Below are 16,060 nucleotides of genomic sequence, written 5' to 3'. Positions count from 1 at the left end.
TACTTCTAATTAGGCCTCATTGATACACATGTTTTTTCGACAGCTTCAAGTAATTTGAAGGAATGGGCAACTGCAGTTTGATTGCTGTAGACACATTTACCGCTACAGTGTACGTATCCATTTTATCAACGGGAATGTCCCTCGCCGATTTTTTCTCAAGAATGAGTTTTGCCTTCCGTGCTGCTGATTTTCCGATACTTGCAGGCTCAGACACAACGCCAAGAAGCGCACCTTCTTTCACAGAGGAAATGCTTTCTGCGAATAAAGGAAGCAGTCCCGTAGCTTTTTTTACCTTTGTTACTAAGCCATTCGATTCCGCGAGCGGCCCAGATGAAAGCCAGTAACCATCCAGCTCGTTTGTTTTTTGCTGCAAACTGTTGATGATGCTGTCAGTCATTTCAACCAGTCCATCATCGCCTTCTAAATAGGGCGTACTGACAGCGACGAGGTTGATATTCTCGTAGTCACCATTCAGTGCCAGAAGTTGATTAACCAAGTTACTTGACGATGGGTATGTAGAATGGACTAGACCGATGGTAAAAAGCGATGAGGGCTTAGACGCTCTGAGCACGCCCTCTAACATATCTAGCTTTACCTTTGCGTCTAGCACGTGTGACTCGCCCGTCATGTTGCGTTCACTAACCGCACCAATAGCAGAAACTATTCCTTCTTCAACCGGTGCTGAGACCGCCATAAACAGCTTAGGTACATCAACAAACGCTTCAGACGTATTCAGCGCTCTGGTGGCAAGGGTCGCCACCGATACAATAAGGTCAGGCGCTGGGTTTTGTGCAAGCTCGGTAAGTATCTCCTTAGCACGAACTTCAGAGCCTTCGGCGTTATACGATGTTACGTTAATCTCGTGATCGGGCATAATCCGCGCAAGTTCCTTTTCGAACTCGGCCCGCGAATCAGCGACAATTGGAACAGGCAGTGTTTCAAGAACAATTAGGTCCAAGGTTTCTTTCGCAAAAGCAGCACTAGTGCCCCACATCAAAGAAGATAAAGCTAAAAGAAGGGAAAACCAGACCTTTGTCATGACTGTGAACCTAACACAACTAACTGAAAATACGCACATATAAACGTATCATAAAGTTATTCGAAGGTCATTCATAGTGGAAGTTATAACCAAATATTCAATACTGGGAATAGCTGTCTAAAAACTAAGATGCGATTTCCGCAAATGCGTTAACGCTAAACAAGCGCGCTTCTATATCGTAAATCGGCATCGACACGATAATTTCATCAACCCCCGTCGCTTCAACAAACTGAGCTAGCTTGTTTTGCACCGTTTCTTTCGACCCTACCAACGCATACCTCAATACATTCGATAACATTGCTTCGTCAGTCGCCGTACAATATTCTTCAAAGTTAGGCATAGGCTTAGCGAAAGGTCTATTAAGACCGCGTCGCATGTTCATAAATTGCTGCTTCACTGACGTGAATAGGAGTTCAGCCTCTTCATCGGTTTCAGCAATCACCACCATTACACCAGCCATCGCTTTTGGCGCTGATAACTGAGGCGACGGTTTGAACATATTGCGGTACACATGAAGCGCATCGAATAGCGCATCGGGCGCAAAATGCGAGGCGAACGAATATGGCAGCCCCATCTTTGCCGCCACTTGGGCACTGTATAAGCTAGAGCCAAGCAACCACAAGGGCACGTGGGTATTCGCCCCTGGAACTGCAACAATCGGCTGCCCGTCTTGCGGTGTACCCAAGTAGTGCTGAAGTTCCTGAATATCTTCTGGGTAACTGTCTACATCGCTTTGTAAATTGCGACGAAGCGCGCGTGCGGTTGCCATATCAGTGCCTGGGGCACGGCCAAGTCCAAGCTCTATGCGATTGGGAAATAATTCAGCCAAGGTGCCAAACTGTTCAGCAATGACCAAAGGTGCATGGTTAGGCAGCATAATACCGCCCGCACCAACTTTAATGGTAGCGGTGGCGTTAGCAATGTGCGTTAACACTACTGAGGTGGCAGAACTGGCAACACCATGCATGCCGTGATGCTCGGCTAACCACACACGTTCATAGCCACAGCGCTCAGCTTCCACAGCCATTAACTTTGAATTGTTTAACGCGTCTTTTACGCCAAACCCTTCAGATATTGGCGCTAAATCTAGCAGTGAGTATGGGATAGCCATGTTGCCTCGCAATGTTGAAACTTGGTATGACTTATAGGTATGACCTTACTCCTCGTTTTACAACTGCCTTACCTGACAAAGTAAGACGGATGGAGAAGGTTTATCGATAAAGTGAGAGTGGTGGAAAGAGAAGTGAAATAATAGTGAGTCATGGGCTTGCAGGAAAGCCACTTAATTAGCAGCCAATAATCGCCTATTGAAAACAAAAAAGCCTGCGCTTTTGTCAGCCGCAGGCATTGTTTGTGAGCACGAATAAGTGCTTCAGCAGTGTGCTTTATTCCACCGTAACCGACTTCGCCAAGTTACGCGGCTGGTCAACGTCGGTGCCCTTAATTAGCGCTACGTAGTAGCTCAAAAGCTGTAGTGGCAAGGTATAAATGATAGGTGCGATTGGTTCGTCGCAGTGCGGTACGTTGATAACGCGCATGGTTTCATCACCTTCAAACGCCGCATCTTTATCCGCAAATACATACATGATGCCGCCACGGGCACGTACTTCTTCAACGTTCGACTTTAGCTTCTCGAGGAGTTCGTTGTTCGGTGCAACCACAATAACGGGCATTTCGTCATCAATAAGCGCAAGTGGGCCGTGTTTCAATTCACCAGACGCATACGCTTCCGCATGAATATAAGAAATCTCTTTAAGCTTAAGCGCTCCTTCCATGGCAATAGGGTATTGATCGCCACGACCTAGGAACAAGCTGTGGTTCTTATCTGCAAATTCTTCAGCTAAATCTTCAATGCCACCAGTTATCGCTAAGGTCTCTTCAAGCTTTGCAGGTAGACTATGAAGCGCAGAGACAATAGCTTTGCTGTCAGCGTCTGTCATGCCGTTTTCTTTGCCCAGCGCTAGGGTAAGCATTAAGAACGCAGTGAGCTGAGTAGTGAAAGCTTTGGTAGACGCAACGCCAATTTCCGCGCCAGCGCGGGTCATAAATGCAAGGTCTGACTCGCGTACTAATGACGAACCCTGAACGTTACAGATAGTCAAACTAGACATATAGCCCAGCTCTTTTGCTAAGCGAAGGGCAGCTAACGTATCGGCTGTCTCACCTGATTGAGAGATGGTAATAAGCAGGCTGTTTGGGTGCACGACTGACTTGCGGTAACGGAATTCTGATGCAATTTCTACGTTGCACGACACATTTGCATATTGTTCTAGCCAATAGCGCGCCGTCATACCCGCATGGTAGCTGGTACCACAGGCAATAATTTGTACGTGCTGTACTTTTTTGAATATCTCGTCAGCACCTTGACCAAATACATCAGCAGTAAGTCCGTTTTCGTCAATACGATCTTTAAGCGCATTACGCACAACGGTTGGCTGCTCGTGAATTTCCTTAAGCATGTAGTGGCGGTAACCCGCTTTGTCACCCGCGTCGTGCTCGATATTCGACTCAATCACTTCGCGTTCAACGGCATTGCCGTCTTTATCGAAGATTTTAACATCGCGACGAGTAATCTCTGCCACATCGCCTTCTTCTAAAAAGATAAAGCGGCGTGTCACTGGCAATAATGCCATTTGATCTGACGCAATGAAGTTCTCGCCAAGGCCTAAACCAATTACAAGCGGGCTGCCCGAACGTGCAACCACTACGCGACTAGGATCTTCTTTATCCATGATGACGGTGCCATACGCACCGTGGAAGGTTTTAACGGCACTTTGCACAGCGTCTAGTAAAGTCTTACCTGACTTAAGCTCTTCGTGTACGGTGTGAGCAATAGTTTCTGTGTCGGTGTCGCTGGTAAAGGTATAGCCCTGCTCTTTTAACTGTGCTTTTAAGTTAACGTAGTTTTCAATAATACCATTGTGAACAACAGCTACACGTTCAGTTGAAAAGTGTGGGTGCGCATTCGCTTCAGTCACACCACCGTGCGTTGCCCAACGGGTATGAGCAATTCCAGTTGTACCCAAAGCTTCACCTTCTGCCACCGCATCAGCAAGCTCTTGTACTTTGCCTGTACGGCGAATACGCGTAAGCGTGCCGTCGCCTTGCAATAGCGCTACGCCAGCTGAATCATAGCCGCGATACTCCAGTCTTTTTAAACCTTCTAATAGGATTTCAACCACGTTACGCTCAGCTACAGCGCCAACTATTCCACACATAATTATTCTCCACTCGGCGCTGCAATAAGTACTGTCACGCCCTGATTTTCAATATTAAGTTTGTCTTGTTCACAAATGCCTTCATCAGTGATCAAAACAGAAATGTTTTTCCAGCTTAGCTCTAGGTTAGGCATTTTATGCGTTAATTTCTTTGAGCTGGCTACTATAACCACCTTACTAGCCGCCACAGCCATGGCGCGGGTTACACCAATAAGCTCGTTAAAGGTGGTGGTGCCTCTGTTGACATCTATGCCCGCGGCACCAATAAACGCAATGTCAAAACTATAGGCACTAACCAACTGTTCAGCCATAGCGCCTTGAAACGACTGAGATTGGGCATCCCATGTGCCCCCTACCATTAACACCGTCGGCTCTTTTTCACTTTGGGTAAGGTAATTGGCGGTTGATAATGTGTTGGTCATTACCACTAAATCATCGGCATGTGATAAATGGGGTAAGATGGATGCGGTGGTAGACCCGCAGTCTATAACGAGCTTATTGCCCGGTTTGACCAAGCTCGCGGCAAGTTGGCCTATAGCGTTAATTGCTGGGCTAGTAGTTGAATTCGCGAAAGGGTCACTGGTAATAAACTGAGATGGCCCAGCATTTGAGTTGGTAGATGATGGTACAGGCACTGCGCCACCAAACTGTCGAATCAGTAAACCTTGCTGCGAAAGGGCCGCGAGATCTTTTCTAATGGTGACTTCAGACGTAGCAAAACGCACGGCCAAATCTTCAACTTGTGATTGACCATGCTCTTTCACCCACGCCACTATCTGCTGGCGGCGCTGTTCAACTGATTTACTACTTTTCAATTTAACCTCATGCTCTTGCCGCCCTCTCGCTAAACCTTCCTGTACGCGTTGTTCCAATTGAGAACAAGCCATGAAAAGTCTGCAAAACAGTCCGCAAACACACCTTCAACATTCAACCATAACTTTCAAAACGAAAGTTATTAGTTTTAAAGTGAAAGCATCGTAAGTTAAATTGAAACGACGATCAAGGTAATTGTTTAATTAAACGCCAGCGATTTCTTTTGAGCACTCGCTTTTATGGCTAGCTCAATGACTTTGATAACAGGTACGACCGTACTCGCGTCAGCCGGCGAGAATTTACCGTCTTCAATAGCGTGAGCAAGGCGATTGAAAAACGTGAGATATTCACCCTTCAATGTTGTCACCGTCTCTTCAACTAGCTGGCCGCTTTCATTGACCACAGCTAGCACGCCATGCTCGTTGTCTTTTGTAATAGCCCAGTGTTCATCATCAAAGGATAGCTCTGCACGTAATTGATCTTCTTGCGGATCTAGATAGAACTTTCGAAAGCTGCCTTTTGTGCCTTGCAAGTCGTAGCGCAATGTCGCGCTGGCCTGAAAAGCTGAACTACCTAGCTTTACAACTTTATCAACATAGTGAAGTGTTACATCGAACGTGTCATCTGACTGTCCATTTTCACGCAAGGCCTGTATGTTTGCCGACACTTCTTCCGGCTCGCCGAAAAGCTGTAGCGCTTGGTCGATTAAGTGGGGACCTAAATCCCAGAAGATACCGCTTCCTGGCCCTGCATTTTCACGCCACCTGTCTCGTGGTACTGGGCGAAATCGATCGAAGCGGCTTTCCAAACGTTTAATGTCGCCAAGTTTTTCATCGTTAATTAGCTGCTTAATCGTAAGAAAATCGCCATCAAAACGTCTGTTGTGATAAACACAAAGCTGTTTATTTTGAGAATGTGCAAGCTCTACTAAAGCTTCTGCTTCTTCACTATCTAATGTAAATGGCTTTTCTACCAATACGTGACAGCTGTGCTCTAATGCCAGTTTCGCCTGTGGCCCATGAAGGTGATTTGGGGTTGTAATAACCACCAAATCTACATCGTGAATTTTAAGCGCTTCTTCCAACGAGCCATACACTTCAGCATGGGGTAAAACTGCGTTAACCACATCAGGTTTTGAAGAGATAACCACATCGACAGAGAACTGCGGTAGATAATTTAGAAATGGCAAATGAAAGGTTGTGGCGGAAAATCCAAAGCCAACCAGAAGTGTAGATATCATCGCATATCCTTGTGTAACGAGAATTAAGAGGTAAGTAAACACACACTATCAGTAATGATAGATAGGGGAAACCATAGATAGTTCATTATTTAGAAGACAGATAGCTGAATGAGTTGTGTTTACAGCGACACAGTAGACGTTAATTTAAGCCCTCTGATTTTGTCATCTTTCTGACTGGGTGATAGTTTGATGGGACTGAAGAAGAAACTGGGCTAGCTAATCACTATTTGTGTTTGCCAGCCCTATCTCATCATGTAACCCGTTAGCGAGCTTTAATAAGGGTACGTCTTTATTTTTTGGTCGGGCGCGGCCAATTTGGAATATTGCGCTGCTTACCGCGGGCAACGGCTAGCGCGTCTTCGTCTACGGTTGACGTGATCACGGAACCAGCACCTACAGTAGCCCCTTTGCCAATGTTTACAGGCGCGACAAGCGACGAGTTTGAGCCGATAAAGGCATTTTCGCCGATGACGGTTTTGGACTTGTTCACACCGTCGTAGTTACAGGTAATAGTGCCTGCGCCAATGTTCGCTTTGGCACCCACTTCTGCATCGCCTAGGTAGGTTAAGTGATTCGCTTTGGCGCCCTCGCCTAAAATAGCCTTCTTCATTTCCACGAAGTTACCCACTTTGGCATTTTTCTGCATTACTGCACCAGGGCGTAGTCGAGCGAAAGGCCCGACCGTACAGGCTTCACCTACACTGGCTTCTTCAACAATAGAATTAGCTTCAATTACAGCGTTATCGGCAATAGTACAGTTGCGCAGAATACAGTTTGCACCAATGTTGACGTTGCTACCAAGTGTCACCTTACCTTCAACAATAACGTTAACGTCGATAATTACGTCGTTACCGGTTTCAAGCTGGCCGCGTAAGTCAAAACGAGCAGGATCCAGTAAGGTCACGCCATTGGTCATTAGCTCCTCGGCTTGGCGACGCTGAAGCGCGCGCTCCAGGTTAGCTAACTGCAAACGATTATTAACGCCTTCCACTTCTACCGCAGACTGTGGCTGTGCTGACTGAATTCGCTTGCCTTCGGTCGCTGCCATGGCAATAACGTCGGTAAGGTAATACTCACCTTGCGCGTTATCATTGCTTAACTCGCCCAACCAGCGCTTAAGATCAACGCCAGACATCATCATCATACCGGTGTTAATTTCTTTAATTTCACGCTGGGCATCAGTGGCGTCTTTGTGCTCCACTATCGCGGTAATGTTGTCATTCTCACGAATAATACGGCCCATGCCTGTGGGGTCGTCTAGATTTACAGTGAGCAGTGCTAAATCACAGCTTTCCTTCACAGCTTTTAACGCACTTAGTGTCTCTTCGCGAATAAGTGGCGCGTCGCCAACCAGAACAAGCACGTCTTCATTGTCTTTAATATGAGGTGCCGCTTGCTGAACAGCGTGGCCTGTACCTAACTGTTCTGCCTGTAAGCACCAGTTTAGATTGTCTTCAACAACCGTTGCCTTTAGTTGGTCGCCGCCATGACCGTAGACCAAATGAATATTGTCAGCACCCAGTGATTTTACTGTGTTGATAATTCGCTGCACCATAGGCACACCACCTACTTTGTGTAACACCTTAGGTAACGACGATTTCATACGAGTACCTTTACCCGCCGCTAAAACAACCACTGAGAAAGCCATATAATTCCTTTATTTCGCAAAGAGAATGAAAATCGGAGCATAGTGTAACCAAGGGAATAGCATATGTCAGCGGTTCATTCGTGATAAAAAGCTATTTGCAGAGTGCGAAAACTAGGTGTTTTCCTTCATTGTTATTTAGTCTAAAGTTAATGATAGTCACCTAGTAGTTCAATATTGCAACAGGTATACTTACCATTATAGGTAAAGTTCAGTCAGGCAAGGGAGCATGCGCAGTCTGTGAACACATTTAGAACACTGCATAGAAGCATTTTAGTGTTATTCGCGGTAGTGGTTATCGCTATCGTTACACTGGTACATTTTAGTATTTCCAAGATTGTTGCCGAGCAGAGTCGCGCGCAACAACAGTCACTTTCGCCCGCAATCTCACTTATTGTGGAGCAACTTTTAAAACCACTCCATATTTCAGAAGCTTTGGGGCATTCCACCGAGTTAGTAGACTTGATGGATGGAGAAACGATTGACCAAGAGGCTGTTTTCAAAACATTGGATCGTCTTGAAAACGAGTTTGGGTTGTCTTTCTTTATTGCCAGCGAGGCAGACAGAAAACAATATAATTCTGATGGCAGCATAATTAACCTGATTGAAGGGGAAGTAAGCTGGTATTTCAAGTACAAGGACTACCCTACCGATGCCGTGGCAGATATCGGTAAATGGGAAGACACCCATTTCTATATTGATATAAAGATCCACGATGAAAATGGCCGCTTCTTGGGCTTCTTTGGTGTTGGAAAGAGTCTGCGCAGTTTTATCGGGGTCTTCGATACCTATAAGCAAGAGTACGGCTACGACTTTTTGTTTGTAGATGGTGAGGGTGACATTATGCTGTCTTCTGATCCTAATCTTATTGCGTCTTACTCTGATTTTACCAATTTGTCAGAATTGCCTTGGTATGCCAGCCTTCCCCTTACTATCCAGAACGAGCAGGCACTCAACAATAAGTTAGTGACTATCGACCAGAATGATTACCTTATTGCCGAAGTAAAACTTAATCAATTTGGTTGGACGGTGTTTTTACTCAGTCCACTTGAAGAACGTCAGGCTGAAATTTCACAAGCATTTATATTCAGCGTTGTAACACTACTGGTTGTTGTATTCTCGCTGTTTTTGCTTATCTACAATCTGTTGTATTACTTCAGAAAAGACATGCAGCCAGATCTGGTTGTTCGCCATACTAACCGTCTTCCAGAAAAAGAGAATTTACAGCTTATCTACAAAACGTTGCTGGCTGAACATAAGTCACTAAGCGTAATGCTGATTAGCATTGATGAGTTTTCTGACATTGTCGACGCTCACGGCAGAAACGCAGGCGACGACTTATTAGATAAAGTTGTGGCCTACTTGGCTGAGCACTTGCGCGAGCAGGATGTATTGGGACGCTGGAGCAGTGCAGAATTCATTATTCTATTGCCGCATACCGGCCCGCATGTGGCTTTTGATATGGCACAAAATCTTCGTCACGGCATCGCTACCTTGCCGCCGCTACAAGAGTTACCAGAACTGCTTATTACAGCGTCTATTGGTATATCTTACACCGCGTCACCGCGCGCTATGCACGAAGTAACCGCGCACGCGGAAGACGCGCTTTATCAAGCCAAGCGCGACGGCAGCAACTTAGTAAGAATGCAGCTAATAGACTAGCCCAGGTTTGATTCAATCTAAGCAGGTTTAACCTTAAGGCGTTTTCTTTTGAGAACGCCTGTGGTTAACGCCACACCGAATAAAATCATTAAACCACCCACAATGGTTTGAATTGATAAGTGCTCTTGCAAGAACAGTACACCCCAAATAATGCCAAATAGTGGTACTAGGTAAGCTACAGTTATGGCTTTGGCTGGGCCGATGTCAGCTATGAGTTTGAAATACAAGATATACGCTATGCCCGTGCCACCGACAGCCAGCGCTACCGCATTTACCCATGCATTCACGCTTGGCATTGTTTCTGGCAAGGTCGCAAGCGCGAAGGGTGCTAGCATCACGCTGGCCATAGCCTGACTACCTGTAGCGACAACCAGAGGTTTAACCCCCTGCAACCATTTCTTCATCATACACGCCGCTATGCCGTAGCCAGTGGTGGCCAATAATGCAGTCAAAATAGGAAGAAAACTAATATCGCCCTCGCCGAGCTTTTGCTGACTAATAACGGTCACGCCTACAAAGCCTACAAAAAGCCCCGCTACTGCTGACTTTGTTAGTTTGTCACCTAACCACAGCCAAGCGACAATGGCGCCAAACATGGGAGCCGTGGCATTTAAAATGGCATTAACGCCTGCCTCTAAATGCAGGCTGCTGTAATTAAATAGGACGAAAGGCACCGCCGTGTTAGCCATGCCCACCAGCGCAATAGCCAACCAGTGGCGCTTTATGTCTTTTACCGACCCTCGTATTAACAGCAATGGTAGCAATACCGCTGTAGCAAGCACGGTACGAATGGCTACTAATACATAAATGCCAAATTCTGGTGCGGCAACACGCATGAAAATAAATGAACCGCCCCAGATACCGGCTAACACCAGCAGCGAGATAATGTCTCTTATTGCCATTCTTTTATCACCATTTTCTTATCACCCATTCTTTTATAGCCCCAGCACCCCTTGGGCTCCTTCTAAATTAAGTAAATACTGCTTACGCGGTAAACCACCTGCATAGCCCGTTAGGGTTTTATTACTTCCGATTATACGATGGCAAGGCACAACAATAGCAATAGGGTTACGACCATTTGCCATACCCACGGCGCGGACAGCTTTTGGGTTGCCAATGGCTTTTGCGATATCTAAATAGCTAGCGGTTTCGCCGTATTTAACGTGCTGCAAGGCATCCCACACCTGATTCTGAAACGCCGTACCTTTAGGGCAAAGCGGTAGGTCAAACTCGCGTAACGTACCGTCAAAGTATGCTTGTAACTGACTGCACGCTGCTTCGGTGATGGCGTTTTTTTGCGAATGAAGGTCGTTGCTTAGCGCGCTTTCTTGCGCTGCAGTTTTTCTGCCTATGCCACCCTGCTTCGCGTTGGCCGTATTACCTGATTCAGCGGCACTCACGAACTCGATAGCCGTTATGCCTTCATCAGTGGCTTCAACTTTAACAAGCCCCTGTATGCTGTTCACGAAATCTGTATATTTCATACTTACGACTCTCTTTACTGATTGCTTAAATGCCACAATTGAAGGGTTAAATAGCTGCGCCAAGGTGCCGCTTTTTCGGGCGCTATAGGGTACTGCTGAGCCATTTTACGAACGATTAAATCACCGCCAAGGTAAATATCAGGGTTTCTCTCCCCGCGCATTTTTAAATAGTCGAGCGTCCACGGCCCCACGCCTTTAATGGCGAGTATGTCTTCATGGCTTGGCATGTTACCGTTTATGAATAAACGAGCAAAGTGACGTACGGCCTCTTTTCTCGCCTGTGGCATACGTAAGAATTCAAGACTGTTTTCGGCCACACTTTCAGGCGAGGGAAAGCTGTAGCGTTCACTCGTTATAGATTCAAGACCGTTTGACGGGAGCGCATCAGAGACCGTTTCGCCCAGCTGATGTACCAGTAAAGTCACCTGGCCAATAGCCGCTTTTACACTAACTTGCTGGCCTACAATAGCCCGGCAGCCGCTTTCAAATACGCTCCATGCACTGGGAAGGCGTAGCCCAGGCGTTAACTTGCTCGGCGGTAACCCAGACTGCAATAGGCTTTGTTCAATTAAAAGCGGGTCAGCGTGAAGATCTAGTACCTGCTTTATGTTCTCAATTATCGTATGAAGACGACCTAAATCAGGCATGTCGATGAGAAGTTTGAATCCGTGGCGCGCCTCGTCGTGAATGGCTTTAAAAAAGCCTAAACTTTCATTGCATGAAAAGTATCGCTCATAACTCTCGTCCGTTACTCGTTCCATGCCTTCAATAGCGCGAGTTGCCAAGAAATCTCGTACATAGGGCCAATTGTACGGCGGCCGATAAGAAAGAAATAAAGAGATAGCCTTTTGTTGAACCGGCTCTTTTTTTCTAAGCTGGGTAGGAGACGTAGCGCAATATTGCTCTATGGCCCGCTGCAGTTGTCTCAGTGATTGATAGCCTGCCGTAATTGCGATATCTGTCATAGATAAATGAGTTTGCTGAATAAGCTGCTTTGCAAACAAAGTGCGCTGCATATTTTGAAACTGCTTAGGCGGTATGCCCACAGCATTGACGACCAACTTATTAAGGTAACGCTCACTAATACCCAACCGCATAGCAATATCCGCAACCCGCTCAATGGGAATAACAGATAGCAGCGACAACGCTCGGTTAATCGTTGCGCCCACGCCTTTCCACGCCGCTGAACGAGGTGCACTGTCAGGCCTGCAGCGAAAACATGGACGATAACCATGTGCCATTGCCTGTGTGGCGTGTTGAAAGTAAGTCACATTCTCTTCTTTAGGAAGTCGCGCTGGACAGATTGGCCTACAAAAAATACCGGTTGTTTTTACCGCCACAAAAAATCGTCCGTCAAAGCGCGGATCTCTGCTAAGCCTTGCTTTTGAAAGCACTGACTCAGCAGTTGTCGAGTTTTCTGAAGCCCCCATATCTGAGACCAAAAGATTGTCTGGCATTAGAATGCACTTCCCACCTGTCGTTTATCATCTTTATCTAGTGTATCGTGCATTCGCCCTGTTGGTGCGACAAAATCAGAACTCAATAATTAGAAACCTTGCTAGTCGAACTTCTCTTCCTTTCTTGCATATTCTTACAACGGTTCGCTTACCGCTAGAATAAATCAAATCATTGAAGAGATAGTGAGCATAATTGGCGACATTTGATCATTGGAGCAGCTAAACGCATAATAATGCGATAATAATAATGAGCGCCTGATGGATGTATCAGAAAACCACAGGCTTAACGAGCTGACTGTATGCTGAACTCTTTGCGCACCTTCAAGCTGCGCCTGTCTAAAATTTGGCTGATAGCGATGCTAATGGTCATTACACAAAGCGCTTTTGCGGATTGGCTTGATGACTATGCTAGTTACGTTCAAAAGGAAGCCTCAAAATACAACGTGCCTGGTTATGCGTTTGTGTTTTATGAACAAGGCAAAGCGCCAAGGGTTTACGTATATGGAAGTACCCGCAAACGCGGCGGAGAGAAAGTTACAGAGAACACCGTATTCAGGCTAGCTTCTGTTTCAAAAACCTTTACTGCGTTGTTGTCAGCTAAACTTGTAGAAAAAAACCAGCTTAGCTGGGAAACGCCGATAACCACCTTATTACCCGACATTCCTTTTAAAGGCAAAGGAATGAATGCGCTGCAACTGCAACATATCGTTGGCCAATCTAGTGGCTTTATGCCCAACGCTTACGACAACCTTATTGAAGCTGACTACTCGCTGGAGCGCGTGCTTAAATCCCTGGGCGAGCTTGAACCACTGTGTGCGCCGGGTGAATGCTATACCTATCAAAATGCACTCTTTGGTGCGCTGGAATACTACTTCAGCAACAATAATACCTCTTACTCACGACAGCTTCAGGCCAACCTGTTTGCACCACTAGGTATGAAAACAGCCAGTGTTGGAAAAGGCGGATTGCTTGCATCAGAATCATGGGCTCAACCTCATATTGCTATCGCCAGAAATAAATGGCGCGAAGGAAAGGTAGAAAGCAACTACTACCGGTTCTCTCCAGCTGCTGGCGTTAACGCTAGCATTTCAGATATGACGATTTATCTGCAAGCGCTGCTAGGCGAGTTCCCCACGGTCATATCCGATGAAATGGTGGACTATGTCACTACAGAGCGCGTGAAAACGAAGCGTGAAACCTACCGCAGAGGTTGGCGCGGCATGATTGACGATGCTCACTATGGTTTGGGTTGGCGTATTTACGACTTAAATGGATTACAGCTTAACTATCATGGGGGTTGGGTAAAAGGCTATCGCGCTGACGTGGCGTTTTTGCCTGAACACAAAGTTGGCTATGTGATGCTGATGAACGCAGAGTCGAATATGATTAATTCAACGACAGCCGAGTTTTGGAAGCGTTACTTGAAAAAAGCCGACGCAGATAAGTAATATCGGCATCGGCTTTTAGGTACTTTCATTCAGATATTAAACGCTACTGTTTTAGATAGGTATAACCTGCCAAACAGTTTTCGTAAAAATCAGTCCAGCGAACCCCTTCACGAGGGTTCAATTTTCCGTCCCACACTTGCTTGTCTATCATGCGTTTTACGTCTGATGCCATTGCGCGCGGGTTATACTGCATAACGTTAAGTACATCTTCTACCGATGACCCCTTCACCACTTCTTCAATGTAAAAGTCTTCAGGATCGTCGTCATAGCTGTAAATATGCACTTCATTTAAGCGACCAAACAAGTTGTGCATGTCGCCCATAACGTCTTGATAAGCGCCCGTTAAGAACAAACCAATGTAGTACGGCTCATCTTTCTTAAGTGGGTGCATTGGCAGTACGTCAGTAATTTCACGGCCAATAGTGAACTGATCAATTTTACCGTCGCTATCACAGGTAATATCCACTAGCGAGCAATTGACCGTTGGCTCTTCATTCATACGAATAAGAGGCACTACCGGCAGCAGCTGGTCGATGGCCCATGTATCAGCAGCCGACTGGAATACAGAGAAGTTACAAAGGTACTGAGACGACAAACTGTAATCTAGCTCTTGAAGCTCTTCTGGAACATATTCTTCGTTGCGATACCACTGCTGTAAGCGGCCCATAATTTGCCAGTAAAGCGTTTCGATTTTGCCCAGCTCTTCAAGTGACAACACGCGTAATTTAAATGCATCTAGCGCCTGTTCTTTATACTGAGACGCGTCGTTGTAAATTTCATGCATGTTCGTTTGTTCATCAAACGTGTCTGCAAGTTCGCGCATATTCTTAAGGAAGAAGTGTTCACCCGCTTTTGCTGATGTATCCATTTGCGACGCATTCGACTTAATTTCGCCCACAATTTCCGTGATAACACAGCTGTGATGCGCAGTGATTGCACGTCCACTTTCACTAACCAGATGCGGATGCGGTACGCCTTCAAGGTCGCACATTTCCTTCATGCCATAGACAACGTCAGCAACATACTCTTGCATGCTGTAGTTACGCGACGATTCATTAGTTGAATTACTGCCGTCGTAATCGATACCAAGGCCACCACCTACATCAACATAATCTAGCTCGAAGCCCATTTTGTGAAGGTCTGCGTAAATACGCGCGCCTTCGGTTACCGCTTCTTTAACCGCACGAATGTCTGTTAATTGGCTACCAATATGGAAATGCAGCAGCTTTAAGCAGTGCGCCATGCCTTGCTCTTCAAGGTAGCGGGCTGCGTTAATGATCTCAGTAATGGTTAAACCAAATTTCGCACGTTCACCACCAGAGCTTTCCCACTTACCACGACCTTTCACCGTCATTTTTGAGCGCACACCAATGATAGGATCGATATCCAGCTCTTTGGCTATTTTTACCAGAAGAAGAAGCTCGGTGTATTTTTCAACTACTACCACAACGCGGCGACCCAGCTTTCTTCCTAACAGCGCAAGACGCATAACTTCGTCGTCTTTATAACCATTTAGGATAGTCAGAGACTCTTCGTTAGTATTCATGGCAAGCACAGTCAGAAGCTCGGCTTTTGACCCCGCTTCTAAGCCATAGTTAAATGGCTTGCCCGCATCGACAATTTCCTCAACGACTTCGCGCATTTGGTTTACTTTTACCGGATACACACCTTGGTACTGGCCTTGGTATTCGGCTTCTTCGATGGAGCTTCTAAATGCTTTGTTCAAGCCTGCAACTTGCGAGCGCAGAATATCGTGGAAGCGCACTACAACAGGAAACTGTACGCCTTCTTTGCGGATATCTTCAATTACCGAATTAAAGTCGATTCGAATGCTAGGATCTTCAGGAACAGGGGTAATATGGACGTTGCCGTTTTCACCAATTTGAAAATAGCCGCCACCCCATTGAGACACGCCATAGACGCGCTCCGCTTCTTCGATGCTCCAATCTGACAATTTATTCACCTATTTGTAAGTGGGCTAGGCCAATACCTAGCATAGAAAGTGCGAAAATAAGCAGCGTATTATAGTCAACGTAAGACTGAACGCGATAGTT

At 46.1% G+C, this 16,060-nt stretch carries 12 protein-coding genes; 2 read left to right on the top strand and 10 right to left on the bottom strand.

The window, feature by feature from the left end:
- Window positions 1–16: 16 nt before the first annotated feature.
- From QME20_RS01840 to glmU, 6 genes are all read right to left on the bottom strand, one after another.
- Entirely contained in the window at window positions 17–1,039 is a 1,023-nt protein-coding gene (locus QME20_RS01840; protein ID WP_281715336.1) for an ABC transporter substrate binding protein, read from the bottom strand.
- Window positions 1,040–1,163: 124 nt separating this feature from the next.
- Window positions 1,164–2,150, bottom strand: a complete 987-nt coding sequence (locus tag QME20_RS01835) for an LLM class flavin-dependent oxidoreductase (RefSeq protein WP_156078991.1) — start codon at window positions 2,148–2,150, stop codon at window positions 1,164–1,166.
- A gap of 274 nt (window positions 2,151–2,424) precedes the next feature.
- Window positions 2,425–4,257, bottom strand: coding sequence for a glutamine--fructose-6-phosphate transaminase (isomerizing) (gene glmS, locus QME20_RS01830; protein WP_281715335.1), 1,833 nt, complete (start codon window positions 4,255–4,257; stop codon window positions 2,425–2,427).
- A 2-nt stretch (window positions 4,258–4,259) separates the two neighbouring features.
- Window positions 4,260–5,072 carry a DeoR family transcriptional regulator gene (locus QME20_RS01825; RefSeq protein ID WP_239239163.1) on the bottom strand — a complete coding sequence of 271 codons (813 nt, stop codon included), beginning with the start codon at window positions 5,070–5,072 and terminating at the stop codon, window positions 4,260–4,262.
- Between the two features lie 197 nt (window positions 5,073–5,269).
- On the bottom strand, window positions 5,270–6,310 hold the full coding sequence (locus tag QME20_RS01820) for a Gfo/Idh/MocA family oxidoreductase (protein ID WP_187446365.1): 1,041 nt from the start codon (window positions 6,308–6,310) through the stop codon (window positions 5,270–5,272).
- Between the two features lie 289 nt (window positions 6,311–6,599).
- Window positions 6,600–7,958, bottom strand: a complete 1,359-nt coding sequence (glmU, locus tag QME20_RS01815; protein ID WP_281715334.1) for a bifunctional UDP-N-acetylglucosamine diphosphorylase/glucosamine-1-phosphate N-acetyltransferase GlmU — start codon at window positions 7,956–7,958, stop codon at window positions 6,600–6,602.
- 237 nt (window positions 7,959–8,195) lie between these two features.
- Here glmU and QME20_RS01810 point away from each other — a divergent pair, with 237 nt between their 5' ends.
- Window positions 8,196–9,617, top strand: coding sequence for a diguanylate cyclase (locus tag QME20_RS01810; protein ID WP_281715333.1), 1,422 nt, complete (start codon window positions 8,196–8,198; stop codon window positions 9,615–9,617).
- Window positions 9,618–9,634: 17 nt separating this feature from the next.
- Here the strand turns inward: QME20_RS01810 and QME20_RS01805 are convergent, their stop codons facing one another.
- From QME20_RS01805 to QME20_RS01795, 3 genes are read right to left on the bottom strand one after another with little or no spacing between them, the layout of a single operon-like run.
- Window positions 9,635–10,519, bottom strand: a complete 885-nt coding sequence (locus QME20_RS01805; RefSeq protein ID WP_014951239.1) for a DMT family transporter — start codon at window positions 10,517–10,519, stop codon at window positions 9,635–9,637.
- A 33-nt stretch (window positions 10,520–10,552) separates the two neighbouring features.
- Window positions 10,553–11,101 (bottom strand): methylated-DNA--[protein]-cysteine S-methyltransferase, encoded by a 549-nt coding sequence (locus tag QME20_RS01800; protein ID WP_069945168.1) that lies wholly within the window; start codon window positions 11,099–11,101, stop codon window positions 10,553–10,555.
- Between the two features lie 14 nt (window positions 11,102–11,115).
- Window positions 11,116–12,558, bottom strand: coding sequence for an Ada metal-binding domain-containing protein (locus QME20_RS01795; protein WP_281715332.1), 1,443 nt, complete (start codon window positions 12,556–12,558; stop codon window positions 11,116–11,118).
- Window positions 12,559–12,857: 299 nt separating this feature from the next.
- Here QME20_RS01795 and QME20_RS01790 point away from each other — a divergent pair, with 299 nt between their 5' ends.
- Window positions 12,858–14,006: a serine hydrolase domain-containing protein gene (locus tag QME20_RS01790; RefSeq protein WP_039229068.1), complete on the top strand. Its 1,149-nt coding sequence runs from the start codon at window positions 12,858–12,860 to the stop codon at window positions 14,004–14,006.
- 43 nt (window positions 14,007–14,049) lie between these two features.
- On the opposite strand, the gene speA is transcribed toward QME20_RS01790, so the two are convergent.
- Window positions 14,050–15,960 (bottom strand): biosynthetic arginine decarboxylase, encoded by a 1,911-nt coding sequence (gene speA, locus QME20_RS01785; RefSeq protein ID WP_014951242.1) that lies wholly within the window; start codon window positions 15,958–15,960, stop codon window positions 14,050–14,052.
- Between the last annotated feature and the right edge of the window lie 100 nt (window positions 15,961–16,060).

The organism is Alteromonas sp. CyTr2, assembly GCF_947311905.1.
Lineage (GTDB): Bacteria > Pseudomonadota > Gammaproteobacteria > Enterobacterales > Alteromonadaceae > Alteromonas > Alteromonas macleodii.
The sequence above is the reverse complement of the archived record's forward strand: the minus strand, read 5'-3'. Positions and strand labels throughout refer to the sequence as shown.